This window comes from Undibacterium pigrum, from assembly GCF_003201815.1.
GTDB lineage: Bacteria > Pseudomonadota > Gammaproteobacteria > Burkholderiales > Burkholderiaceae_D > Undibacterium > Undibacterium pigrum.
This window is the reverse complement of record NZ_QJKB01000004.1, coordinates 184,898-208,579: the sequence shown is the minus strand read 5'-3', so window position 1 is coordinate 208,579 and position 23,682 is coordinate 184,898. Positions and strand designations below refer to the sequence as shown.

21 protein-coding genes are annotated in these 23,682 nt (G+C 50.7%); 11 read left to right on the top strand and 10 right to left on the bottom strand.

The annotated features are described in order from the left end of the window. Positions 1–29: 29 nt before the first annotated feature. From DFR42_RS14570 to DFR42_RS14555, 4 genes are all read right to left on the bottom strand, one after another. On the bottom strand, positions 30–1,148 hold the full coding sequence (locus DFR42_RS14570; protein ID WP_110255727.1) for a hypothetical protein: 1,119 nt from the start codon (positions 1,146–1,148) through the stop codon (positions 30–32). Between the two features lie 116 nt (positions 1,149–1,264). Continuing rightward, a complete protein-coding gene (locus DFR42_RS14565) occupies positions 1,265–1,690 on the bottom strand; it encodes an HIT family protein (protein WP_110255726.1) in 426 nt (141 codons plus the stop codon). 13 nt (positions 1,691–1,703) lie between these two features. Continuing rightward, entirely contained in the window at positions 1,704–2,243 is a 540-nt protein-coding gene (gene msrA / locus DFR42_RS14560; protein WP_110255725.1) for a peptide-methionine (S)-S-oxide reductase MsrA, read from the bottom strand. A 101-nt stretch (positions 2,244–2,344) separates the two neighbouring features. After that, entirely contained in the window at positions 2,345–3,022 is a 678-nt protein-coding gene (locus DFR42_RS14555; protein WP_110255724.1) for a DsbA family protein, read from the bottom strand. A gap of 120 nt (positions 3,023–3,142) precedes the next feature. Between DFR42_RS14555 and DFR42_RS14550 the strand changes: the two genes are divergently transcribed. From DFR42_RS14550 to DFR42_RS14515, 8 genes are all read left to right on the top strand, one after another. After that, positions 3,143–4,054 carry a LysR family transcriptional regulator gene (locus DFR42_RS14550; protein WP_110255723.1) on the top strand — a complete coding sequence of 304 codons (912 nt, stop codon included), beginning with the start codon at positions 3,143–3,145 and terminating at the stop codon, positions 4,052–4,054. 149 nt (positions 4,055–4,203) lie between these two features. Then, complete coding sequence (locus tag DFR42_RS14545) at positions 4,204–6,699, top strand: DUF4214 domain-containing protein (protein WP_110255722.1); 2,496 nt, start codon at positions 4,204–4,206, stop codon at positions 6,697–6,699. A 328-nt stretch (positions 6,700–7,027) separates the two neighbouring features. Beyond that, complete coding sequence (locus DFR42_RS14540; protein WP_146218857.1) at positions 7,028–7,360, top strand: hypothetical protein; 333 nt, start codon at positions 7,028–7,030, stop codon at positions 7,358–7,360. Between the two features lie 182 nt (positions 7,361–7,542). Beyond that, on the top strand, positions 7,543–8,937 hold the full coding sequence (locus DFR42_RS14535) for a hypothetical protein (RefSeq protein ID WP_245936979.1): 1,395 nt from the start codon (positions 7,543–7,545) through the stop codon (positions 8,935–8,937). Beyond that, complete coding sequence (locus DFR42_RS14530) at positions 8,934–9,740, top strand: hypothetical protein (protein WP_110255720.1); 807 nt, start codon at positions 8,934–8,936, stop codon at positions 9,738–9,740. The genes DFR42_RS14535 and DFR42_RS14530 overlap by 4 nt, the downstream gene beginning before the upstream one ends. Positions 9,741–9,745: 5 nt before the next feature. Continuing rightward, entirely contained in the window at positions 9,746–12,577 is a 2,832-nt protein-coding gene (locus DFR42_RS14525) for an ATP-binding protein (RefSeq protein WP_110255719.1), read from the top strand. Continuing rightward, on the top strand, positions 12,574–13,107 hold the full coding sequence (locus DFR42_RS14520; RefSeq protein WP_170133536.1) for a DUF4124 domain-containing protein: 534 nt from the start codon (positions 12,574–12,576) through the stop codon (positions 13,105–13,107). The genes DFR42_RS14525 and DFR42_RS14520 overlap by 4 nt, the downstream gene beginning before the upstream one ends. Positions 13,108–13,255: 148 nt before the next feature. Continuing rightward, positions 13,256–14,347: a DUF3667 domain-containing protein gene (locus DFR42_RS14515; RefSeq protein WP_110255717.1), complete on the top strand. Its 1,092-nt coding sequence runs from the start codon at positions 13,256–13,258 to the stop codon at positions 14,345–14,347. A 15-nt stretch (positions 14,348–14,362) separates the two neighbouring features. On the opposite strand, the gene DFR42_RS14510 is transcribed toward DFR42_RS14515, so the two are convergent. From DFR42_RS14510 to DFR42_RS14500, 3 genes are read right to left on the bottom strand one after another with little or no spacing between them, the layout of a single operon-like run. Next, positions 14,363–15,466, bottom strand: coding sequence for a nitroreductase family protein (locus tag DFR42_RS14510; protein ID WP_110255716.1), 1,104 nt, complete (start codon positions 15,464–15,466; stop codon positions 14,363–14,365). Continuing rightward, a complete protein-coding gene (locus DFR42_RS14505; RefSeq protein ID WP_110255715.1) occupies positions 15,453–16,394 on the bottom strand; it encodes a ThiF family adenylyltransferase in 942 nt (313 codons plus the stop codon). The genes DFR42_RS14510 and DFR42_RS14505 overlap by 14 nt, the downstream gene beginning before the upstream one ends. A gap of 4 nt (positions 16,395–16,398) precedes the next feature. After that, complete coding sequence (locus tag DFR42_RS14500; protein WP_110255714.1) at positions 16,399–17,160, bottom strand: N-acyl amino acid synthase FeeM domain-containing protein; 762 nt, start codon at positions 17,158–17,160, stop codon at positions 16,399–16,401. Between the two features lie 191 nt (positions 17,161–17,351). Here DFR42_RS14500 and DFR42_RS14495 point away from each other — a divergent pair, with 191 nt between their 5' ends. Both DFR42_RS14495 and corA read left to right on the top strand, forming a co-directional pair. Further along, positions 17,352–18,428 (top strand): GlxA family transcriptional regulator, encoded by a 1,077-nt coding sequence (locus DFR42_RS14495; RefSeq protein WP_110255713.1) that lies wholly within the window; start codon positions 17,352–17,354, stop codon positions 18,426–18,428. Positions 18,429–18,518: 90 nt separating this feature from the next. Further along, positions 18,519–19,484, top strand: a complete 966-nt coding sequence (gene corA, locus DFR42_RS14490) for a magnesium/cobalt transporter CorA (protein ID WP_110255712.1) — start codon at positions 18,519–18,521, stop codon at positions 19,482–19,484. A gap of 57 nt (positions 19,485–19,541) precedes the next feature. Here corA and DFR42_RS14485 read toward each other — a convergent pair whose 3' ends face one another. Both DFR42_RS14485 and DFR42_RS14480 read right to left on the bottom strand, forming a co-directional pair. Continuing rightward, positions 19,542–20,423 carry a phosphate/phosphite/phosphonate ABC transporter substrate-binding protein gene (locus tag DFR42_RS14485; RefSeq protein ID WP_170133535.1) on the bottom strand — a complete coding sequence of 294 codons (882 nt, stop codon included), beginning with the start codon at positions 20,421–20,423 and terminating at the stop codon, positions 19,542–19,544. 173 nt (positions 20,424–20,596) lie between these two features. Next, a complete protein-coding gene (locus tag DFR42_RS14480) occupies positions 20,597–21,013 on the bottom strand; it encodes a lysozyme inhibitor LprI family protein (protein ID WP_110255710.1) in 417 nt (138 codons plus the stop codon). A gap of 180 nt (positions 21,014–21,193) precedes the next feature. On the opposite strand from DFR42_RS14480, the gene DFR42_RS14475 reads away from it, so the two are divergent. Continuing rightward, positions 21,194–22,324: a DUF3667 domain-containing protein gene (locus tag DFR42_RS14475; RefSeq protein ID WP_110255709.1), complete on the top strand. Its 1,131-nt coding sequence runs from the start codon at positions 21,194–21,196 to the stop codon at positions 22,322–22,324. A 29-nt stretch (positions 22,325–22,353) separates the two neighbouring features. Here DFR42_RS14475 and DFR42_RS14470 read toward each other — a convergent pair whose 3' ends face one another. After that, positions 22,354–23,604, bottom strand: a complete 1,251-nt coding sequence (locus DFR42_RS14470; RefSeq protein WP_245936978.1) for a sensor domain-containing diguanylate cyclase — start codon at positions 23,602–23,604, stop codon at positions 22,354–22,356. Between the last annotated feature and the right edge of the window lie 78 nt (positions 23,605–23,682).

Below are 23,682 nucleotides of genomic sequence, written 5' to 3'. Positions count from 1 at the left end.
ACTCCCCCTGTTTTTTTGATCAGGTAAGTTCAAGTTGCCGTGCCGGGACTGGCGTTGACATTGGCATTGGCAGCATTGTTGCCAGACACAATGACCGGGTCGGTAATAATGGTGCTCGCCTTAGCTGCGTCATCACCAGATGGCTTTGGCACTTTCTCCGGGATTTTAAAGCCCGCATAAGTACCTGAGCTCATGCCCAGCAAGGTAAGGATACTGCCATCGAAATCAGGCATGCTGACATGCTGTATCACATAGACAAAAAACAGTACACCAAACAGGACATTAAAGACCAATAACTGAAAACGATAAAGCGCGATGCCTTGCGCATCAGTGATGATATCGTCAAAAAAACCACCGCTCTCACCAAATTCACTCTCCTTGCTGGAATCCACACCTGCCGCAGTCAGATAAGTCGCGCTGCCTATCCCCATCAGGCCCAATGCCTGGGCAGAGATATCGGGAATACCTTCCTGCACTATCCATAGCCAGACATAAGAAGCAAACACGATGAAAAACCACCATGCCATCTGCACCCTGGACAGGCTATAAGAACGCTTGATAACGGGCAAAGTACCAGTATCCCGCAACATGCCAGAATCACGGCCAAGTCGCAGCAAAGCAAAAGCCACGGCAATAATAAAAACAAAGCCGATCATGATATTGGCTGGTTGCAAAATCTGGTAACGAAAAGTGCCTGTCGCCAGCACAGTATTACCCGCGCCATTATTAAAGCTGACGCTGAATGGTAAATCGCGACGGAAATTATTCTTGAGTTCACGCCAGGGTGAGCCCATCATTGCCTCGCGTTGCACCTCGCTATTATTGCCGTCTTGCTGGGGCAGGAAAAAACTTAGCTTATTCATGCCGGGGTCTGGATTGCAATCCAGAGGCTTCAATTGCGTCAGCACGCCACCGATACGCAGTTCCACCATATTGAACTGGTCTTTGAGGACAGTGCTGCAAACACCGGGGATGGCGATTTGAAATGATTGATTCAAATGCAGAGGGACAGGTTCGTCTGTCTTGCTGACTGTCGTATTGACGTTATTACTGGCACTGTTACTGGCGCTATTATTGACATTGGCCTGCACAGTCGCCGCAAACATCAACAATACACTGCATAGCAATTTCTTAAAAAAATCAGGCATCTGCTTTCCCCCATTTCGATTTTATTCAATCTTCAGAGGGGAATAATAGCAAAAAATAAACTCAATAGTTTAATTTTCTGGCAAGAACAACACCAAGAAAGAGCGCCGTGAAACGTTTAAGCCAGACTACGAATTTCTTGGTTCAACATCAGACGCGCGGCATAAGATTGCAAAGCCTCAAGCCCTGGTTCCTTGCGCGGCCAGCCCAGCTCCACACCATCATTGGCAAAACGGGGCAGGACGTGCAAATGCAGATGGGGCACGGTTTGCCAGCCAGCTTCGCGATTGGCCTGCAAGATGGTCATGCCGTCCGGCTGGAATTCCTCTTGCACCGCTCTGGCAATTGCGTGGGCGGCACGCATCATTGCCATGGCGGTGGCAGCATCCGCATCCATCAGGGTGACATAGGGCAGCTTGCTGGCCACCAGCACGTGGCCAGGATTGACTTGCCCTGCATCCATGAAAGCAAAGACCAGGGCATCTTCATACACTTTGGCGCAGGGTAGTTCGCCGGAGATGAGTCTCTCAAATATGGTAGGCATACTCCGGTCTGCCTTAGCCTATCAGTTTGCTGGCAAACATCTTTCTCGCCTTGGCAACTTTGGGAGCCACCACGAAAGAGCAATAACCCTGCTGTGGATTCTGGCGGAAATAATTCTGATGATAATCCTCGGCGATATAAAACATAGGCGCCTGGCTGACTTCGGTGACGATGGCATCATCCCAGACCATGGCCATTTCCTTGACGACTTGTTCAGCCAATGCCTGCTGTTGCGCATCGTGGTAGAAAATGACAGAGCGATACTGCGTGCCCGCATCATTGCCCTGGCGATTCAAAGTCGTGGGGTCATGAATGGTGAAGAATATTTCCAGCAAATCACGGTAGCTGACGATGGCAGGATCAAAAGTCAGGCGTACTACTTCTGCATGGCCAGTCTTGCCGGTACAGATTTGCTCGTACGTAGGTTGATGCACCGCGCCACCGGAATAGCCGGACTCTACTTTCAATACTCCGCGAATTTGCTGGAATACGGCTTCAGTACACCAAAAACAGCCGCCTCCCAGAGTGGCAAATTCAGTTCTTGTCGTGCTCATGATGTTCTCCTTGTGTATACAGACTTAGTCTGTATGGAGATCATTTTCTTACATTTATGAAATTTTTGCCAACAAGCTGACAAATTTTCTGTCAATCAGCTTCAAGTGCCGACGAGAAGCTCATCCTTTTGAATTTCATCCTTCTCCCATACACGCTCTATTTCAAGCAGAAAACGCGTGCTGTCCTGATAAGCGACACTATGATTCAGGCGCTGGAACTTCCCCTCGCTTTCCAGTATAAAACTGGGGAAGCCCTGGGCACCAACCTGGCGCAGCAACTGGTGTGCAGTCTGCACTTGTGCTGGCAAATCTGCATGTGCTTTGGCATAAGCTGCATTGAATGCGCTGGCGCTCAGTCCCAGTTCTGTTGCGAGTCGCTGTAAAACCTGCATGTCACTGATATCAGCCGCATCTACATAATGGGCGTGCTGGACTTTCTCCAGCATCTGCCAGGCGGCATACCCTGATGCATCAGCCTGGCTCATCACAGCAGTTGCTGAAGGCACGGAGTAATAAACCAGCTCATCTATCGTCCTGACTCTGTCCAGGTAGGCATCTCCAAAAGCCATGCCAGACAAAGTAGCGATGTGCTGGTCAGCAGCAATAATATGTTCACGATAGCTGGGTGGGATGGCATTTGGTTGGGCAAACAGCAAACCCGGGTGGAAGACCAGAGGCAGTTTGCCATCGAAATGGGCCTCAAGCTGTTTCAGCAAAGGGCTGACGGCATAACACCAGCCACATAAGGGGTCAAAAATCATATGTAGTCTGATGCTCATGCCTTACTCCTGTTTTGGATATCTACCGCTATTCTAAGCAAGTGGCAACAACAGAAAAAGCGCGTATGATGGAAAGCATCTTTCGGTAAAACAGAACAATCTCATTGATATTTTTCGACCATGCATTTTGATCAATTACGCCGCATGGCTTTGTTTGCACAGGTAGTACGCTATGGCTCTTTCTCTGCTGCCAGCCGGGCGCTGGACCTGGCTACCTCGGTATTGAGCGCCGCCGTCTCGCAACTGGAGAATGAACTGGGCGTGCGACTGTTGCACAGAACCACACGCCGCCTGTCGCTGACCGAGGTTGGCCAGGATTATTACCAGCAATGCCTGGCCATGATGGCGGCAGCAGAAACTGCGCAAGACCTGATTGCCGAAAGCTCGGGCGAAATAGCTGGCCGCCTGCGCATTTCGGCGTCCTCAGATGTTGCAGAAAACATCCTCTTGCCTGCACTGCATCCACTGACCAAAGCCCATCCCAAATTATTGCTGGACATACAGGTGGCAGACAATATCGTGGATATGGCAAGCCAGCAAATTGATTTATCGATACGTTCTGGCTGGATGCGCGACTCATCCCTGGTGGCTCGCAAGTTATCCGACTTGCATGAGGTACTGGTCGCCTCACCTGCTTATCTGAAAAAATCAGGGATGCCACAAACCCCGGAAGATTTGAATCGCTATCAAATCATTGCAATGACACGCCTTAGTGACCCGACCATACTGAGCTTGAAGAATGCCGAGGGCGTAACGGTCAAAGTCAGCCTGGCACCGTCAGCGATGACAGATAGCGTGCGCCTGCTGACACATATGGCGGCCGAAGGCATGGGCCTGGCACGCCTGCCCAGCTATGCAGTCAGCAATGATTTGCGCTCGGGAAGACTGGTGGCGGTGCTGGAAGACTGGCAACTCCCCGGGGCGGGTATTTTCGCCGTTACCCTTAAGCGTGGTTTGCAGCCACAAAAAGTCAGGGCAGCCATTGAGGCACTGACACAATTCCTGAATATGGGCCAGGCAATACACGACTGATTTTTTGCCCCCAGGAACAGTACAGAAGGCAAATGTCAATTACTGGTATTTGCCTGGTGAATCGCGAAAATGCAGGTCAAAAATAATTTCATGTTATCTTTTCCCTGTCACGGGCATTTGAAGATGGCCCAGCCACTCACGCAGATATCATGAAACGAACAAGCCTCTCCACTCATCACATCTCACCATCAGGTCGGTCGATAGCAGCGCCAGGAAAACCGGGCGCAAGCAAACTCCCGGCCTATTCATCTGCCTTGCCGCTTTTGCTGACTTTGCTCCTGGCCGCCTGTGGTGGTGACAACTCATCAGTCACACAGTCAGGCAAGACAGCCATGGCAGGGCCGCCGCCAGTCAGCACTGCGAGCCAGCCAGTCATGCAGCTTGGTGACGCCCTGACTTTCGAGCAATATTTCAAGCAATACCAGGCACTCAGTAAAAACAGCACTATCCTGTTGCAGCCCGCACCGGCACCAGCTTCTGCCCTGCCCGCTCTGGTGCTGGATACGCAAAGCCGGGAAATGGTGAGGAATGCCTACAATACCCTGTACGCACAGTCAGAAAATGTAGCGATGGGCTGGACCGGTGACTACGCTAGTGGAAAAGCGGGCACTGTCAGCACGCAATACCAGGATGCCACCCTGTTGCGCATCAACCTGATCCGCGCCCTGGCGGGCGTGCCGGCGAGCGTGGTTTTCGACCCGGCATATTCTGCCAAGAGCCAGCAGGCTGCGTTCATGATGAGTGCCAATAGCCAACTTTCCCATAGCCCGCCTTCAAGCTGGAAATTCTATACCGCCGATGGTGCCGAAGCAGCAGGCAACTCCAACCTGGCCCTGGGCAATGCGGGTGCTGATGCCATTTCTTCTGGCTACCTGGGAGATAGCGGCAGCAATAATACTGCCGTTGGTCACCGCCGGTGGTTGTTGCATCCACAAACCCAGAACATGGGTTCAGGCAGCGTCCCGGGCACTGCTGGCAATAACTCTCTTTACTCCGCCAACTCACTCTGGGTGTTTGATAAAAATGCGTCTGCTCAGCGGCCTCAGGTGCGCGACGATTTCATCGCCTGGCCACCCAAAGGCTATGTGCCCTACCCTGTGGTATATGGTCGCTGGTCTTTCTCGTATAAAGATGCAGATTTTTCCAGTGCCAAGGTCAGCATCAGTAAAGCCGGAGTCAACATCCCTGTGACTATGGAAGCTCAGGCCAAGGGATATGGCGAGAACACGATAGTCTGGTTATTGCAAGGTACAACAGACAGCAGCAAGGCTAGCCGGCCAGCAGCAGACGATACTTATTCAGTGACGGTCGCTGATGTGCGCGTCTCAGGTGTGGCCCAGACATTCAACTATAAGGTCATTGTCTTTGATCCCGAGACTGTGACACCTGGTGCCGAGACTGCGCAAGTTTCTGCAAACGCCAGCGCCAATGTAAATGCACCGCTGCTTTTCCAGGTCAAGCCGGTAGCAGATGCATCAGCCTATGGCTTGAAGACATATCGCAGAGCTGCTCTGACAGACACCTGGACAGTCAAGAACGCCGTAGGTAGCTGGACTGCTGCGACGGCCCCCAATTATTCTGCATTTGGCAGCAATAATTTCATCCTCTTCCATGGTGATTTTGGGCTGCAAACCCTGGGCTACAATAACAAGCTGCTGGTGACTGAAGGTGGCCAGGTAGAATTTGACAAGACCATGGGCTATGCCACGCCCGGAGAATATTTGCGGGTGCAAGTATCGACCAATGAGGGTGCCAGCTGGGCTGACGTATATTCAGAAAAAGGAACTTCCAGTCCGCAAGCGCTTAGCCATATCAAGCTGGACCTGGGCAAGTATGTGGGTAGCACGCTCAACTTCCGTTTTGCAGTGACGATGGATTCTGGCTCCTCTGTCTATACGACACCTGGCATCTCTGGATGGCAGTTCAGCAATATCAAATTTACTAATGTGGCGCAATTGATTGATGAGCAAACCGGCTTCATTAACGGCAATCAAGGCAGTACCAGCCTGGTATTTACCAAGGCTGGTGATTATCTCGCCATAGCCCGCAGCCAATATCAGGGTCGTTTCTTTTCTGACTGGGGCAAACCTTATTTCTTTACCGTCAGCTCCACGGGCTTTGATGGCAATCTGGCGAGCTATACCATCACCAGAACGAACGCTGGTTTTACCATTACCGACAAGTCTGGCAATGGCGCAAGCCAGACTGTCCCCGCGTCTGCACGGATAGCCTTCAAAGATGTGACTGTCGCCTTTGATATAGAAGGAAAACCGGGACAGGCATATCGTATTTACCAGGCAGCATTTGGTCGCGTGCCTGATCTTGCAGGACTGGGCTACTGGATCAAGGAAATGGACAAAGGCACCAACCTGCTCAATGTCGCGGCAAGTTTCATGCAGTCTGCTGAGTTCAAGAGTCTATATGGAGCCAACCCATCTACCGACAGTTTCCTGACAACCCTATACAGAAACATCCTGGGTCGTCAACCCGATCAGGCGGGCTTTGATTACTGGAAAGCCGAGGTACAAGCCAACCGCATCAATCTGGCTGGCGTCCTGGCAAGCTTTACCGAAAGCCAGGAAAACAAGGCCAAAACCGCAACAGCCACACAATATGGCATCGCTTATGTTCCCTACCTTCAATAAGCAAGACACTGCAAATAATTACCCCCCACATCAAGGACCACGACAGCTTGCTGATCATTTTGGCAAGCTGCTCGCAAATTTAGAATAAAACTGCGCAAACGTGAAAAACTGTAACTTTGCAGCCGAAAGATTACACAAACTTACACAAGAGAAGTGCAGTAAATAATTGATATACGACTAAAATATTCGTCTCGAATTTACTACTGGCAACAAACTAAATGTTGTCCGTAAGACAGTCAGTTAATGCCCGCGGATATCCAGGATATAGCTAATGGATAACGGGATTTAACTAATAAATACTACCGCCTCGCTTTTCAATAAGAACACCATGTTAATTGACGTTATCAAAAACGGCTTCAGAACTATCTTCAGAATGCGCCATGAACGCGAACTGCCACCACCTGGCCCAAAACCAGCGTTTGGCAGTACCGTCGTCTACAAACGCCTGAAGATGCAATTAATCGTACCTATTGATTATGAACAATGGGACTGGCTAACCGGGAAAGGCTGGCGCACGCTGGACATGCGCTCCAACCGCCGCCGCTATTTCAAAATACCGCGCAAAGCGGTTACCCGCCTCTTGCATGCCGATGAAGTTGAGCGTGAAGTTTTGCTTTTGCAAATCCTGCAACACCGCTATGACAGGTCACGCCTGCATTGATTCAAGCAAAGCATATTGCCCTCACGGCAAGAGACCTTGTAGTTTATAGCAAAGTCATCTTGTAAAGCCTTTAAGAAAATGAATTTTTGGCAAGCACATAATATTCATTTTCTTGGCTAGCATCATCAAAAATTAAAATCCTGACAATACTCAAGCAGGCTGCAAGCGGTTAAAATGCCGACATGCAAAATATAAGTCAAGACGCTGAGGTTCAGAACGAAGACGATCTCGCTCTGCAGACCTATTTCAAGCCTGGTATTACTCCCGAAGACGTTTCCGCTGTATTCCCCCTGAAGCGCGCCCAGCCTGTATTACAGGCTTTTACGGCTTTGTTTCATGGTGGTTTCAACGGCGTATTGTTGCGCCTGCTGGTTTTGCGGGAGTTGGCAGCGGATGTGGAAACACCTTCGCTAAGCCGGGCCGATATCAATGCAAAACTCGGTTATCTCGAAGCAGATGCCTTGGAGACGGTATTGTCGCGCCTGCGCTCTACCGGCTTGCTGATCTGGGATGCCAGCCAGTCTGTCTATCGCATTGCGCCAACTGCGCGCAATGTACTGGCAGCGATAGAGTCCTTGCTGCAAGTTGAAGAAAACAATGACCAGGCTGAGATGAGTTATATGCTCACCCAGGTCGCAGGTGCCCAGGCCGTGGGTGGCGTCTCGGTAGAACAATTGCATCACTTGCTGGGTCGGCTGATAGAGCTGACCGAAGAATTCTCGGATGCGATCGCCTCCGGTTCAGAGTTCCAGTTACGCACTGCCCAGCAAAAATGGCATACCGCCTGTGACTGGGTAGAAAAAGGTTCAGAGATCATCCATGCCATCACGAATGACAGTCGGGCTGATGCAGCAACCCACAGGGCGGCGCAGGCCATAGGCCGTGCCCAGAGTGCCTTGCTGAATATGCAGGGCATGTTCTCACGCGCGCTGAACCAGATTGAGCGCCAGCGTGTGCATCTGGGTCAGTCTGGTTTATCGACCACCGATATCAAAACCTGGCTGCTGCAAAAAGACGATCTGGCAGCACTGGCTGACGATGCACTGGCAAAACCGGTGACGCCGATGTTTATCACGCCTTCAGAAATGATAGACGTGGCCGAGAGTGAACTGCTGAGCCACCGCGTGTCTGCGCTTGCCGGTGCCCTGCCTGCCGGTGAAAATGCACCCTCGATTGCCAATGATGATAGCGATGCCCTGCATGAGCTTGATCACTGGCTGGCCTTGCTGACTGAGGCCGATGCATCAGAAAAACCCATCTCTCTGCAAGATCTTTTATTACCTTCGAATTTTTCGATTGCTTCTTACCGTGCCTCCATGCTGCCTTTGCTGGGCGACCCCAACGAATCTGCCTTGCAAGGGGCAACCGGAATACTGGCACGCCTGCCGCTGGTCTTTAACTCCAAAGACAAAATGCACAAGGTGCATGATGAGCATGTCGCGGCCATGTCGATTGCCAGCCTGAGCGCCTCCGATGCTGCCAATGCGGTCCAGCCTGCACGCAAAGCGAAGCCAACTGCATCTGCTGAACCATCTGAACCATCTGCACCACCTGTAGAGACAAGAGAAACACCATGATCGAAGATGCACAAATCCTGATCGCCCGCTTGCTGGCGCACCAGACCCTGCGCCGTGAAGACAAGCTGGTTAAGCGCGCCTTGTCGGATGAATTGTTCCGTACCGAGATAGACACACGCCTGAAAGCCTGCGGCATGAAGTTTGTTGATAACGTGTATGCCGACTATGTCACCCTGGCACTGACACGCGATAGCGAATCCAAGGTATTCGGCACCAAAGAAACCTGGCAAAACAATAATTTCGGCCTGGCCCGCGACGGTGTGGCCCTGCTGGTGGTGTTGTGGTCGCTGATTATTTTGCCCAAGCGTGAACGCCAGGAAGCCCATCAACTGGCAGAAGAAGACCAGAACGATATGTTCGGCAAGGACAAGCCCATGCCGCGCGCGGAAGACACCTCGATAGGTATTTCTTACCGTGCCCTGCTGGCTGACTTTGGTGAAAAGCTGGGCAAGAAAACCCGCATGGACATGAACCTGGGCCAGTTGGCACGCGTAGGTTTTATTGAGCGCAAGGCAGACCTGATTTTAGAAGGACCACTGCTGGATTTGCTGATGGATACCGATACCCTGAAAGACCGCATCATCAATGGTGCGCTGTCAGATATTTTCCAGATCCCGGTACCACGTACACCAGCCATCATCGTCCCTGCTGTTGCACCTGAAGTTGCGCCTGAAGTTGAAGCCGAAATATCTGCTGAAACAAATGAAGCAAGCGTGGAAACTCCCGTTGCTGCTACCGATACCAGCGCAGACACAGTAGCCGGTCCTGGCGCAAATACCGACACCAATACCGAAAAAGAATAAGCACCATGTTTCATATCAAATCGCTGGAACTTGTCCATTGGGATTATTGGCAACGCATCAAGAACATCCCTCTGGATGCCAAGATCATTACCATCGCCGGGCAAAATGGATCGGGTAAAACCACACTGCTGGACGCCTTGCGCACCCTGTTTGGCCTGGAATGTTCGATGGGGCGATCATACAAACATTACGCCCGCCATTCTGGCCAGCAAACAGCCTGGATACGTGCGGTAGTCGATAACAGCGCAGTTGGGCCACAGATTTCCAACCGCCCTTTCCGCATGTCCGGCCTGTATGAAGATGAGGTCACGCTGTTTTGCAAAATAGAAAAAAATGGCGGTGACTGGAAGCGTCAGTACCTCATGCGCAGCGGCAAGACCGAGATAGAAGAAATACAGGAAGCCAATGACTGGCTGGGTGTGGAAAGTTATCGCAAGCGCCTGTCACATGCGGGCTTGTCGAATGCCATGGGCAAGGTGCTGGCACTGGAACAGGGTGAGACTGACAAGCTGTGTGAATACGCACCGCGCCAGTTACTGGACCTGGTGTTCCAGGTGTTTGGCGACAAGGAAGTCCTGGATGCCTATGATGACGCCAAGCGCCATCAACGCGATACCGAAACTGAATTGCAGCGTTTTGAAACCGAGCTGGAAGGTGCAAAAACCAATCTGGAAGGCTTGCGCCTGCGCGTCGCCAATTACCACCAGTACGAAAGCCTCAACAAGGAAAAGCGCGATCTGCAGGAAGAAATACTGCCTACCCTGCAATACCATGAAGCATTGGAAAAAGCGGGTACGACCAGCCAGGCCCTGCGTGCCAGCAAACGTTTTTTAAAGACGCAAGACCATGCCCTGTCTGACCGTCGCCAGCACCTGGCGCAACAGGCGCAGCAAGTGTCCGATGCCAAACAGGCAGAAGCCGCACTGGAAGCGGAAGAATCATCCTTGCGTGAAAAGCTGGGGCAGATCAACAGCAAACTGAAGCCACAAGAAAGCCTGCTGGAACAAAAAGCCCGTTTGCAAAAACTGGCTGCTGAAGCAGATGCCGATGTCGCCAATATTGCAGATGACCTGGAGAAAAAAGAAGCCGAACTGTCACGCCAAAAGCTGGAACGCGATGCCCTGACCCAGCGTATCGCTGGCGAAATGGAAACCATCGCCGCCCTGCAAGGCAAGTCTGCCCTGCCTGATCCTGAGAATGTGCGCCAAATGCGCCGTGCACTGACGGATGCGAATATCCCGCACTGCATGTTGCCTGAGATCGTCGAAGTTACCGATCCCAAATGGCAGGCCGCAGTGGAAGGTGTGTTGCGCGGCTATACCTCAGTCATCTTGCTGGACAAGGCAACTGATGCCGCCGCCGCTTACCGCATTGGTGAAAAGCAGCGCTACAGCCACTTCATTGTGCCTGACCGTATCAGTGCACCCGTGGTCAAGGACCAGAGCCTGCTGTCTGTCGTCAACTTCACTGGCCAGGCACCTGGCTGGCTGATAGAACAGTTGCAGCGCATCGATACCGTAGGCTCCATTGAACTGGGCATGAAGTTGCCTAAGAATCAGGAATGGATTACGCCTGATGCCTATCATTTCGAACGCCGTGGTGGTCGCTCCTTATTCGTCGAAGTATCGCGCTATCGCTTTGGTAATGCGGGCCGCACGCAGCGCCTGGAAGCCCTGCTGAAGTCTTTGCCACGCCTGCAGTCGCAAGAAGATGTGCTGACCATGCAGATCAGCAAACTCGCAGGTGACATCAGCGCCTACAAGGCGCGCCTGGCAGGTGTCGATGCGGCGAAAGAACTGAGTGCCCGCCATGCCGAATTTGAAGAAGCCAGTCGCAATACCCAGCCACTGAAACAGCAGCGCATGGAAGTCGGCGGTCGCCTCGGTGAAATTGCACCTTTGCTGAAAGCAGCTACCGAACAACGCTCGGTCGCTCATTTGAAATGGGAGCAGGCAAAAGCGGCGATTGCCGATGCCGAAGCCCAATTGCGCACATCAGAAAAACGCCACGCCGATGAACGCAAAGACCAGTTTGAGACCCTGCGCGCCATGCGCGATACCTGGCATACCCTGCCACATAACTGGAAACGTTCCTCCCACCGCAAGGAACTGGTGGCCGAGCATGAAAACGTCCACCAGATAGAATTGCGCATACGCAGCCTGACGAATAATCTGGCGCGTGATGACTGGGAAACCGACTCTACCGTGGTCGATCAGTACACCCGCCTGAACGCCCTGCTGCAAGGCCGCCAGGCTGAGACTGATGAACGTCGCTATCAGAATAATCGTGCGATAGAAGCTACCGTGAATGCCCGCGCCGCCTATATGGACAGGCTGCGCTTCACGATCAAGTCGTATAGCAAGAACATCAAGCAACTCGGTGAGCTGGCTGGTATAGAAGTACATACCGACCCGGTCAAGCTGGAAAATGACGACATACAACTGGCCCAGGCTGGCTTGCATGTACGCTTCAAGTTTGATGGCAAGGGCCCGATAGGCATGAACGACGGCGAAGCATCAGGCGGCCAGCAAGTCATGAAGTCACTGATCCTGCTGATAGGCCTGTTGAAATCTGACGATGGCTCAGGCGGCTTTGTCTTCATCGATGAACCTTTCGCCCATCTGGATATACGCAATATCCAGCTGGTGGGTGAGTTCCTGAAAAATACCGATGCCCAGTACCTGATGACGACGCCGCTGACGCATAACACTGACGTCTACGATCCATCAGAACTGACGCTGATCACCAGCAAGAAGAAAAAAGATACGGAATGGGCCCAGCCTATTTTTGTCTTGCAAAGAAAAACCGAGAAAAACAAGGCGAGCAAAGCTTCATGAATATTATTCAGTCACTCATGTTGGCAGCTACATTTTTTATCCTGTCTATCAGCCATGCCGGGGAAATTCATCAATGGCGTGATAAGGATGGCCGCCTACATTTTGGTGATCAGCAAAATGCCCCCAAGGATAGCAAGATAATTCTCAATAGCGCCAAAGCAAGTGATAGTCCTGCATCAACTGCTGATGCAGATAAAACTGGAAATGATAAAACCCTGGGCGCTTTACCAATCAAGCCGCAAATCCAGTCTGGCAATATCTATGCAAAAGACAAGGCTTATGAAAAAGGTGCACCTGCCGGCATCACACCTGAAAAACTCACGCAATGCACTGCCATGGTGCGCGAGCATTTCAATCATGAAAATTCACCCGGTGAAATCCGTGCCTTCTTTGTCAAACTGGAATCTGCATGTCCCAAAACCGGCTTCATCTGCAAATCATACAAACTCAGCCCGCAAAAGAACCTCTGCGAACCTGTGCAATACAAGGATGGCGATAATCGGGTCAGCCACGAGGTATACAATTCTTAATCAACTATTTACTGCTGCCTGTTCAAGAAATGCACATGCCAGAACATGTGCGTCGAGTATTTGCTACACTTACCAGACAGATTTGCATGCTGTATAGTAAAGAGTCACCATAAAATCGACACCACTATCGAGACCAACAGGAACAAGCATGCGCAACAAGAAAAAAAGCAAAGCGACAAAGCAAGTCCACAGCAAGCCTTCAGAAAATAACACTCACTCCCCTATTCTAAAACCCGCAACTGCGCAAAGCCATTCTGCCAGCTGCAAAAACTGCGGCGCAACGCTGACCGGCAATTATTGCCAGTCTTGCGGCCAGCCTGCCCATGTGCACCGTTCCATGACGCATATGTTTGAAGAAGTCTTGCATGGCATATTTCATTTCGATCACAAACTCTGGCGCACCCTGCCTGCGCTGATACTCAGGCCAGGCAAACTTACCCGTGAATATATTGCTGGCAAGCGCCATAGCTACGTGTCACCGCTGGCGCTGTTGTTGTTCCTGATCGTTGCCATGTTCTTTGTCTTTTCATTGACAATGAAAGATCCGTTAACCGGGCTGAAAGGTAATTACAAATCCAGGGATGAACTGGTAGTGGAAATCTACGAAACAAAAGAAACTCTGAACAAACTCACATTGCCGCAAGAAAAACCGGCCGCATCACTGCCAGACGAAAATCCGGACAGCATCCAGAAAAAACTGAGCAAGCTTGAGGCCGCGCTGGCAGAACAAAACCGGCTTCTTGCAAAAGAAGAAAAAGAGCAATTGGAAGCAGCGGCGGAAGATAAAAAAAACAGTAGTGGATATGACATCACACAGGTGAAATGGATAAAAAAAGTCCTGGACCGTGCCGAAAAGAATCAGGCCCTGACTTTCTACAAAATGAAGGCCAATGCGGCCAAACTGGCTTTCCTGCTGATGCCGATTTCCCTGCCGTTTCTTTGGCTATTATTTGTATTCAAACGGCGTTATAACTTGTTTGATCATGCGGTATTCTCGCTGTACTCATTGTCTTTCATGAGTATATTATTCATGTGCATTGCGATACTGGGCAAACTTAATCTTACAACCATCGCCGGTTTGCTATTTGCCTTTGTCCCGCCTGTGCATATGTTTGTGCAATTGCGCGATGCCTATGAACTGGGATTTTTTGCCAGCCTGTGGCGCACGGCAGCCTTGATATGCATTGCCGCCTCATCACTGATGATTTACACAATGATAGTCGCTGGCATGAGTCTTTAAGAACGGCAAAAGCAGCTAGGCCGCATCCTTGTGCCTGGCTGCGAATGGCAGACATAAATCATGCAATTTCAATCGCAGGGAACGTGACTGTGCAGCTTTGCCATAACCCACCCGTCCCATGAAACAGCAGTTTTTCAATATGGAGGGATGGCAAAATGCAGCCAGGTTTTGCTGTAAATCCTGCATTTGCTCCTGTATGCCAACGGTGCTGCTACAAGTGCGCCCTGCCTTGACGTACCAGTTGAAAATCAAGGGTGTCATTTCTGGCTGCAGTTGTATGCCCAGTTGCGTTGCCGTCAGCCAGAAGCTTTGCAGGCTGCGACCGGCAGCAACAAAATCTTCTACTGTTTGCGGTTCTTTCTTTGCCACGATCATGAAATGTGTCGCGCAAAACAGTGCGGGAATCAGATCAAGTTGCAGACGTGGCAGCCAGGTGCCCGCCATATAACGGTTCATCCAGTTGACCCGCTGCCAGCTATGCATGGCCCATCGCATCAGTAATAGCCCCAGCTTGTCCATGCCTATGGCCTGGTCGGGTATGCGGTCGTCACTGAATTGTTTGCCCCAGTCTATGACTTTCTTATGTGTCGGAAAAGCTTCCGGCATGGTCAGGCGAATTTTTGCATTACTCCATAATAATTTCGCCATCTTCCAGCGCTGCTTCCAGCCACCAAACCAGCATATGGTGAAATTATCCCCGACAGCCTGCTCCAGAGCCAGTTGATGCTCTGCCTGCAAAGCCCGCGTAGAGAGCGCCCGCCTTTGCACGCTTCTTTTTTCTATCTCTGCCACCAGAGGATGAGGAATACTGGCATCCACAGGTAAGAGCGTGACCTGATAGCTGATTGCCCTGCTATTGTCTTGCTGGCTGTCGCTGTCTATGCGCAAGAATTCTGCCTGCCGCTGCTGATGGCTGGCAGCCAGGCTGATGTTTTCCAGCAATGCCCCCAGGGCGATCTGGCTGGGGCGGCCATCGATATCATAGACAACCGTGTCCCTGGTATCAAAGGCATGGATGATGAAGACTTCTTCTGAAATAATTTCAAAACGCCAGCTTTGCACATTGTCGCCACTGGGTGCCCAGCGTGCCTTGTCGAGTACGTATTCAAGCGGGCTCATGCTGCCTTTCTGCTGTCACCAGTTTCTGGCCCAGCATGCGTCTGGCGATGGCCAGCTTTATTTTTTGCAGAGGATTGCGGTTGCCACCAGGCAGCCAGGTTTTCTTTAACTCTTGCCTGTATGCGTCATAGTGTATACCACGTGGTGCACAAACAACTTTGCCGCGGCCTAAAAGAATTTTTGCTGCCTCTGTCGCAGCCACACCCGCACACAACTGGCATGCCATTACCGTAGATGGGCCCTTCTTCAGATCCAGCCTGACGCGGCTGGGGTCAACCAGATAAGTGCCATGCAGGCGGGCCGGTGCCAGGCCCAGCAAGAAGCGTATGCCTTGCTCAAATTCTGACTGACCCTGCATCTGGAAATAATCATCAAAGCTCATCTTGCCAGGCATGAAAGACAGTACCGCGGTGCCCATACCCAGAGGGGCGGCTGTGACTGCGGGTATGCCTTTACGATAGCAGGCTGCGAACACCGCACGGCGGGTATCAAAGGCAAAAAAATCCAGGCTATCAATATAAATATCAACACCGTCCAGAAAGGCATCCATATTGCCCGCGCCCACTCCTTGCGGAAATACTTCGATCTGCAAGTCAGGATTGATATCTTTGGCCATGGCTTGCATGACTTGCGCCTTGTCTTTCCCCAGTGTGGACTGCATGGCACCGGCCTGCCGATTCATATTGGGCAAATCAAACTGATCGAAGTCGGCGATATGAAAAGCACCAATACCCAGCCTGGCCAGCGTCAGCAAATGGGCGCCGCCAACGCCACCCATACCGGCAATTGCCGCCCTCTTGCCACGCAGCTGCGCTTGCTCTGTCTCTGTAAACCAGCCCAGGTTGCGGGAAAAAGCCTGGTCATAATCGAAAGCAGATGCATTACTGTCCTGTCCATTGCTGACCAGCATGTTGAGTTGCTGTTCCATGTTTTTACTCACTCATGCTACGCAAACGGCATGCCAGGCTGAATTCTTCCTGAGGTGAAAACAGATAGGGATAGAAGGAGCGTTCCTTCTCAGCCAGCTCTGGCTTGCCACCAAACTGCTGCACCAGCATGTCAACATAATTCAAGTCTATACCCAGCAAGACCGACGGTGCCTGGATTTGCTGATTGTCACGAACCTCACTCAAAACGGTGAAATTGAGCATGCGCTCATAAAACGCCACATGCCTGGGGTTCACCTCTATGCAGATGTAGTTGTAATGACGCACTTTGAAAGCCCAGATTTCGGCGATATGGAACAGAGATGCCAGCACACTCTTGGATTTGACTTCCTTTTCTATCGCCAGCTTGGTGAACTGGCATATCTTCGCCCCCTTGCGACGCAAACTGTCGAGCTCGAACTGATACAGGCTATCAAGCGGCAAGCCCTCTTCAGAGTCAAATTGCACACTGAGCGTGCCGACTATGCGGTTTTCTATCGTAGCCTGCAGGCTCAGGATGTTCATGGGCTTACGCAACTCATGGCTGACAGGTTTGCCATAGCCCCGTGAAGAGAAACGCTGGTTCACCAGCATGCTGATGGATTCATGGTCATTACTGGAATTCACCAGCTTGACCTTGAAGCCGGAATTTTGCCTGTCTGGCCAGGGATATACCGGTGGCTGCCGCGTGAAAGCACCGTCCTTATCTTTGCGGGGAGCATCAAGCGGCCTACCGATAATGGTATTTGTCTGTGCAAGTGAGTGCATGATCTTATCCAGGATATTAAGCGGTTGTAGGAGAAAAGAAAGCTTTCCTGTGGCGTGCGCACCCACTTTTGGAAGCAGAAGTATCGTTTCTGCCCGGTAAGTATATTCATGCTCAGATAAAATTAATAAGCTAAAATAGACAAGCGATGTGCCAATCCAGCCATAACTTGTAAGCAAATTTATGTAATCAAATGTTACCAGTTCGTTTTGATCTCTTATATCTGGAAGGCTGCCTGCCAGGTGCTGCACTGACCAGCATTGATGCCGTGACTGCTGGCAATACCTTCTGGAGCTTGCGGCATCCAGAAAAACTCAGCAGTATGGGTGCTCGCGCTCTGCCATTTCGCTGGCGCGTCATTGACGTCCAAGGCAAGCCTCTGCAATTGCCATGGCTGGCAAATCTGATGGCGCCGGGCTTTGATGATACGGATGAATACCTGCCTGCCCGGCAAACAGTGCTGGTTGTACCTGGCCTGCAAATGGCCAGCATTTATGACCTGGAAAAACGCGTCAAAACCGGCAGCGCAGAAAAAGCATTGCTGCAGGCACGCTATCAGTCCGGCGGCGTCATTGCCGCCAGCTATAACGCCACGGCCTTTCTGGCAGAAGCAGGCTTGCTTGATCACAAGCAAGCTGCCATGAGCTGGATGATGAGCGGCTGGCTGGCAGATAACTACCCACATGTTTTATTGAATTTGCGACATGAAGTAGTGGTCGATGGCAATATCTATACCACTGGTGCACCAGCCAGCAATTACCGCCTGATTTATGAAGTCATGCGCCAGTATTATGGCGATGCGCTGAGCAATAGTGCGATAGATGCCACCTATTATCAGGAAGAGCGCTACAAGATCAGTGCCGACATGAACCAGGTCTTATCTACTAAAGCCCGTGACGGCATCGTCTTCAAGGCGCGCGCATGGCTGGAAGCCGATCTCAGGCGCGTCTATAATTTGCAAGACGTTGCGCAAGCTGCTGCCGTCAGCCCGCGCACGATCAACCGCTATTTCAATGAAGTACTGGGCATGTCGCCCTTATCCTATCTGCAAAAACTGCGCATACAAAGAGCCAAGCAATTACTGGAAATCAGCATGCTTGATATCAGCGCCATTGTTGAGCAATGCGGCTACCGCGACAATAGCTCGTTTTGCCGCCTGTTCAAGAGGGAAACCAAGTTAAGCCCGCTGCAATTCCGGCGTCGCTTCAATTTCCGTACAGACAAGCGCTGGTGGCGTGCCAGCGACACTACCTCTTATGAGGCTAAATGATTTATCCTGCGCCAGTTTACATGGCGGATGTATTAAAGCAGACTGAGCTTGCAAGCATTTTGTCCTGACAAAGAAATGGAAAACTGAATCATGTTAATCAACTGCGTTACTTATCAAGAAGGCCGCAAACTATCCGATATTTCGGTAGCGGCCATCAGCGACTATGTACAACATAAGGAGCAGTTTGTCTGGGTCGCCTTGCGTGATGCCTCGGATGAAGAATTACAGGAAATGCAGGTGGAATTTGATTTGCATGAACTGGCCGTAGAAGATGCCCGCCACGGCTATCAAAGGCCGAAAATTGAAGAGTATGGCGACTCGCTATTTGCCGTCATCCATACCGTTGAAATGCTGGAAGGTGAGTTGAATATAGGTGAACTCAACCTCTTTGTCGGTGAAAATTATGTGCTGTCTGTGCGTAACCGTTGCCAGCAAAATTTCCTCGGTGTACGCCAGCGTTGCGAACGTGAACCACATCTGCTCAAGCATGGTTCCTCATTTGTGTTTTATGCGCTGATTGATGCTGTGGTTGACCGTTACTTCCCCGTTATAGAGGCACTGGAAGAAGAACTTGAGCTCATCGAAGAACAGATTTTTACCAAGGGCAGTGAACGGGCAAACATCCAGCGCCTGTACCAGCTCAAGCGCAAGATCATGGTGGTCAAACATGCGGTCACTCCTTTAATGGAAGCATGCGGTAAATTATTCGGTGGCCGCGTACCAGCACTGTGTGTAAATACCCAGGAATATTTCCGCGATGTATATGATCACCTGTACCGTATCAATACCTCGATAGAAACCATACGTGACACCATCAGCACGGCGATACAGGTGAATTTATCCATGGTTGCCATAGATGAGAGTGAAGTCAATAAACGCCTGGCCGCCGGTGCTGCAATTTTTGCAGTACCCACCGCTTTTGCCGGTATCTGGGGAATGAACTTCAAGGCTATGCCAGAACTGGAATGGGCTTATGGCTATCCCATGGCAATAAGCATCATGTTCTCTGCCTGCGCTTATTTATACTACCGCTTCCGCAAGAGCGGATGGTTGTAGCAAGATGCAGCTTCAGGAGCATCGCCATTTTCCATGGCGATGCCTGCACAGTTGATGTTATTCAAATGGCGGTGCTTTCACTGCACGCATGGCATTCTCCAGCGTCGCAGTGCTTAAAGGCTCAATAAAGCCCTTGATACCTGCTGTCTGCGCGGCTGGATCACTTGCAGGCATTTTGAGCAATGCTGTTTTGATCTCTGCCGCCACATCCTTATTCGCATGTGGCAGGGCAATGACGAAATATTCAGGATACAGTTCTGTCGTCAGTAAAAACGGGAATTTGCTATCCTTGCGTTCATCCAGGATAGTGAAATCATCGAGCTTGATTTTACCTTCCTTGGCCATGTTTTCCAGTATGCCGGTACGGACAAAGGCAGCACTGGATTTTCCTGACTGTACAGCGAGAATGGAGTCGTCCTGGCTGGTCGTTGTGAAAAGACCATAGTCGCGTCTGGGTTGCATGCCCTTTTGGGAAAAATGATAGACCTGGAACAGATACCCACCCGCTGATTGTATGCCCAGGGCACTGATGGGCTTGCCCTTCAGGTCTTCTATCTTGCTGATACTGCCGCCTTTTTTAACCACGACAACACCACCAAATACCGAACCCTGCTTGCCATTCAAGGATGCCAGCAAAGTTGCGCCCAGCTTTACTTTCAGCATCAGAGTCTGGTTGGGATTGGCGAGTATGAAATCAACTTTTTTGGCACTGGCATCACCAAATACCTTGGACACTTCCATGGGGACAATTTCTACTTCCTTGCCCGTGGTCTTGCTCAGATATTTACCCAGATCTTGCCATTGGTTGAGTGTTTCCTGCGTGGAGCGCGGGGCATTGACGCCCAGCTTATAGGGTTCTGCACTGCTGGCTGTCATTGCACCAGACAGTAGCATCATGAAGCCAGCAATTTTTATCAGAAATAGGCGTGTACTGTTCATTATTTGCACCTTTGTCATCAAGAATTAAACGATTTCAATTGCAACAGATAAAGCGCGACACTGATCAAGGCGGATGTTGAGCTGGCAGATCAGATGGACAGCATAGCACCAAGCATGAAAATGGCATAAGCAAATATGAAAACCAGGCTTGTTTCTACCCGGGCTTGATAATACTAGCGATTGGTTATTTCCCTGACACTTTGCAGGTGGGCGATGCGTTGCTCATTCAATTCCAGCAGGCATAAGAAACGTCTGTGGGATGTACCCGTCCCCCCTGCTGCCAGGTTTGCCTGCAACTCACATTGCTCTGCACGGTAAAGCAAATATTGCTTGCTTGAAGATAGCAATTTACCCTTCACACGCGCACGGTTGGTAGCAGTATCGTCCCATAGGCCCACAGATATCAGAGTTTCAGCTTCCGCCTGCCTGAGCGTGATATTGCTTTGCGCGACGCGCTTTTCCAGACATTCCCGCGCGTCTGCCTGCCCGCCAAGCGAGAAGCAGTCTTCGCCAGAAGCCGCACGCTGGGCCTGTGCGCCTGCACTCAACATGATCAGGGGTAAAAATAAAAGAGATTGCAATACGCGCATGTCATCATCACTCTGGTCAGATAATTCGAATACCGGTTCAAATAGTTAGAACTCATTTCATAAATAGCCCGGCTCATATCCAGCTTTATATTATAAAATCCACACTTTGTTGACACTATTTTCTTTGCATGGGAGATAGCGCAGCGATCAGACACCATCATTAAAAAAGAGAGCGCATTTATGAGCCCGGACTTAGGGACTGCCGCAGAAGTGGCGTCAGAAATAATACTGGTCAAAGAAGCAGAAAAAGCCAGCCATCATGCAACGGGTGCAGAAAACCACGGCCATACCTGCGCCAATTGCAACACCAGCCTGCAAGGCAGCTTTTGCCATGCCTGCGGCCAGGCTGCCCATATCCATCGCTCGCTACTGCATTTGATCGAAGAACTCCTGCATGGTCTGCTTCACTTCGAGACCAAGGCCTGGAGAACTGTTCCGGCATTGATCTTCTCGCCAGGAAAATTGACCCGCAATTACATCGCAGGCCAGCGTACACGCTATGTCTCGCCGCTGGCTTTATTCTTGTTTTTGATCTTTCTGATGTTCTTTGTGTTTTCGTTCACCAGCAATAACCCGCTTAACAGCATTTCTGACCAGCCTCATACCAGGGAAGGCATCAGCAAGGTCTTGCAGGAAAACAAGGTAAAGCTGGTATCACTGCAAGATCAGCGAGCAAAACTTCCCGCAGGAGATGCCAAACTGGAAGACCTGAAAGAAGACATTACTGAACTTGAACTGGAAATCACTGGTTTGCAAAGCTCTCTGAATTTGCTGACAACGCCAGACACAAAAAAAGAAAGTGAAAAATCAGAGCCCGAAAGCAATCGCCTGGCTGAAATTGCGCAAACAATAGACAAGAAACTGGATGGGAAAAATGTGAGCTTCTCATCCCCCCAGGTAGAGAAAAAGGTCAGGCATGCTCTCAAAACACCTGAACTGACCTTATACAAGATAAAGAGCAATGCCTCAAAACTGTCCTTCCTGCTGATGCCAATCTCATTGCCTTTCTTATGGCTGATGTTCATCTTCAAGCGTCGATATGGCATGTTCGACCATGCCGTGTTTTCGCTTTACTCACTGTCTTTCATGGCTTTGCTCTTAATAGTGGCAGCGATATTGAACACTTTCAGCTTTTCGATGACGGCATTGCTGCTGGTTATTTTTGTACCGCCTGTCCATATATTCCGGCAATTGCGCAGTGCTTATGAGCTTGGTATTTTCGCCAGTTTGTGGCGCACCTTTGCCCTGCTCCTGATCGCAGCATGTTCATTACTCATTTATTTATTGCTGATCGTCGTGCTCAGCGCCTGATTATCATGTGACCGGAAATGCCTGCTGCTTCAGCAGGTTTCCCAGATCACCTGATTGCGGCCATGGCTCTTGGCCTGATACAGAGCCTTGTCGGCCCGCTCAAGCAAGCGGCCCAGCCTGTCATCTTCTGCTCTGTAGATGGCAATCCCTATGCTGACCGTCAGAGAAAAAGTCTCGCCAGAGGCAGAACTCAGAGGCATGGATTGAATATGGTCGCGTATGCGTTCAGCCACCAGCATGGCTTCAGGGCGGTCGGCCTGCTGCAACAGCACGCAAAATTCTTCACCGCCAAGACGGCCAAACAAGTCAGATTCGCGCAGTTCGACTTTGACGGTTTCAGCAAAATGTATTAATGCCTGGTCACCGCACTGATGGCCGTATTCATCATTGATGTTTTTGAAGAAGTCCAGATCCAGCATCATCAGGGTCATCTGGGTCTGATAGCGCTGGCAGCTTTTGAATATGTGCTCGGCATGCTCAAGAAAAGCCCTGCGGTTGGCTATGCCCGTCAGTGAATCAGTAGTTGCCAATCTTTGCAACTCCCTTTCCAGCATCTTGCGCTGGGTCACATCGCGGCATATACCTTCTACGCCTGCAAATTTACCATCATCATCAAACAAGGCCTGGCTATTGACCGAGATATCGATGACGCGGCCATCCTTGCTGACCATCTGGCCAGGGAAATCATTCACCATGCCATGCATCATGATTTCTTTTTTGAAGGCGTCCCGGTCTGAAGCGCTGGGATACAGTGCTTCAGCAGGCTTGCCTTCTATTTCTTCAGGTGCATATCCCAAAATCTTGCTGACAGCCGGGCTGACTTTTTGCACGACCCCATGGACATCGGTACGGTAATACACGTCTTGCATGTTCTCAAACAAACGCCGGAAATTGAATTCGCTGAGGCGTAATTGTTCGTCCATTTCATTGTGTTGCGTCATATCCATGCCACTGATCATGACGGCATCCCTGCCTTCAAACTGGATGCCGCGGCTAATCACCAGCAACATGCGAAAATTGCCTTTGCTGGTACGTACACGGAATTTACTATTGGCATTGGCCCAGTTATCGCCCTGCTTTTTCAAGCGGCCTTGCGAGCGTGGCTGGTCCAGGGGATGGACATATTCGTCGACAGACCTGCCAAGCAAGAGCTGTTCATCGCTGGCTTCCAGTAATTGAAGTGCAGCGGGATTGAGCTTTGCCAATTTGCCATCAACCACGATTGCGACTGCAACCGGCAAGATATCAAACAGGTAAGCATATTGATTTTCTTTGCTCAAGAGTGTTCCTATCGCTGCTTTGCCAGAGTCCAGAAGTACAGACCCATCGCTATATTTTACTGCTGAGCATAGGGGAGT

Bases quoted from the DNA above. Each gene is read 5' to 3' on its own strand.
- DFR42_RS14570 (WP_110255727.1), bottom strand. From the start codon at position 1,148: ATGCCTGATTTTTTTAAGAAATTGCTATGCAGTGTATTGTTGATGTTT.
- DFR42_RS14565 (WP_110255726.1), bottom strand. From the start codon at position 1,690: ATGCCTACCATATTTGAGAGACTCATCTCCGGCGAACTACCCTGCGCC.
- msrA (WP_110255725.1), bottom strand. From the start codon at position 2,243: ATGAGCACGACAAGAACTGAATTTGCCACTCTGGGAGGCGGCTGTTTT.
- DFR42_RS14555 (WP_110255724.1), bottom strand. From the start codon at position 3,022: ATGAGCATCAGACTACATATGATTTTTGACCCCTTATGTGGCTGGTGT.
- DFR42_RS14550 (WP_110255723.1), top strand. From the start codon at position 3,143: ATGCATTTTGATCAATTACGCCGCATGGCTTTGTTTGCACAGGTAGTA.
- DFR42_RS14545 (WP_110255722.1), top strand. From the start codon at position 4,204: ATGAAACGAACAAGCCTCTCCACTCATCACATCTCACCATCAGGTCGG.
- DFR42_RS14540 (WP_146218857.1), top strand. From the start codon at position 7,028: ATGTTAATTGACGTTATCAAAAACGGCTTCAGAACTATCTTCAGAATG.
- DFR42_RS14535 (WP_245936979.1), top strand. From the start codon at position 7,543: ATGCAAAATATAAGTCAAGACGCTGAGGTTCAGAACGAAGACGATCTC.
- DFR42_RS14530 (WP_110255720.1), top strand. From the start codon at position 8,934: ATGATCGAAGATGCACAAATCCTGATCGCCCGCTTGCTGGCGCACCAG.
- DFR42_RS14525 (WP_110255719.1), top strand. From the start codon at position 9,746: ATGTTTCATATCAAATCGCTGGAACTTGTCCATTGGGATTATTGGCAA.
- DFR42_RS14520 (WP_170133536.1), top strand. From the start codon at position 12,574: ATGAATATTATTCAGTCACTCATGTTGGCAGCTACATTTTTTATCCTG.
- DFR42_RS14515 (WP_110255717.1), top strand. From the start codon at position 13,256: ATGCGCAACAAGAAAAAAAGCAAAGCGACAAAGCAAGTCCACAGCAAG.
- DFR42_RS14510 (WP_110255716.1), bottom strand. From the start codon at position 15,466: ATGAGCCCGCTTGAATACGTACTCGACAAGGCACGCTGGGCACCCAGT.
- DFR42_RS14505 (WP_110255715.1), bottom strand. From the start codon at position 16,394: ATGGAACAGCAACTCAACATGCTGGTCAGCAATGGACAGGACAGTAAT.
- DFR42_RS14500 (WP_110255714.1), bottom strand. From the start codon at position 17,160: ATGCACTCACTTGCACAGACAAATACCATTATCGGTAGGCCGCTTGAT.
- DFR42_RS14495 (WP_110255713.1), top strand. From the start codon at position 17,352: ATGTTACCAGTTCGTTTTGATCTCTTATATCTGGAAGGCTGCCTGCCA.
- corA (WP_110255712.1), top strand. From the start codon at position 18,519: ATGTTAATCAACTGCGTTACTTATCAAGAAGGCCGCAAACTATCCGAT.
- DFR42_RS14485 (WP_170133535.1), bottom strand. From the start codon at position 20,423: ATGAACAGTACACGCCTATTTCTGATAAAAATTGCTGGCTTCATGATG.
- DFR42_RS14480 (WP_110255710.1), bottom strand. From the start codon at position 21,013: ATGCGCGTATTGCAATCTCTTTTATTTTTACCCCTGATCATGTTGAGT.
- DFR42_RS14475 (WP_110255709.1), top strand. From the start codon at position 21,194: ATGAGCCCGGACTTAGGGACTGCCGCAGAAGTGGCGTCAGAAATAATA.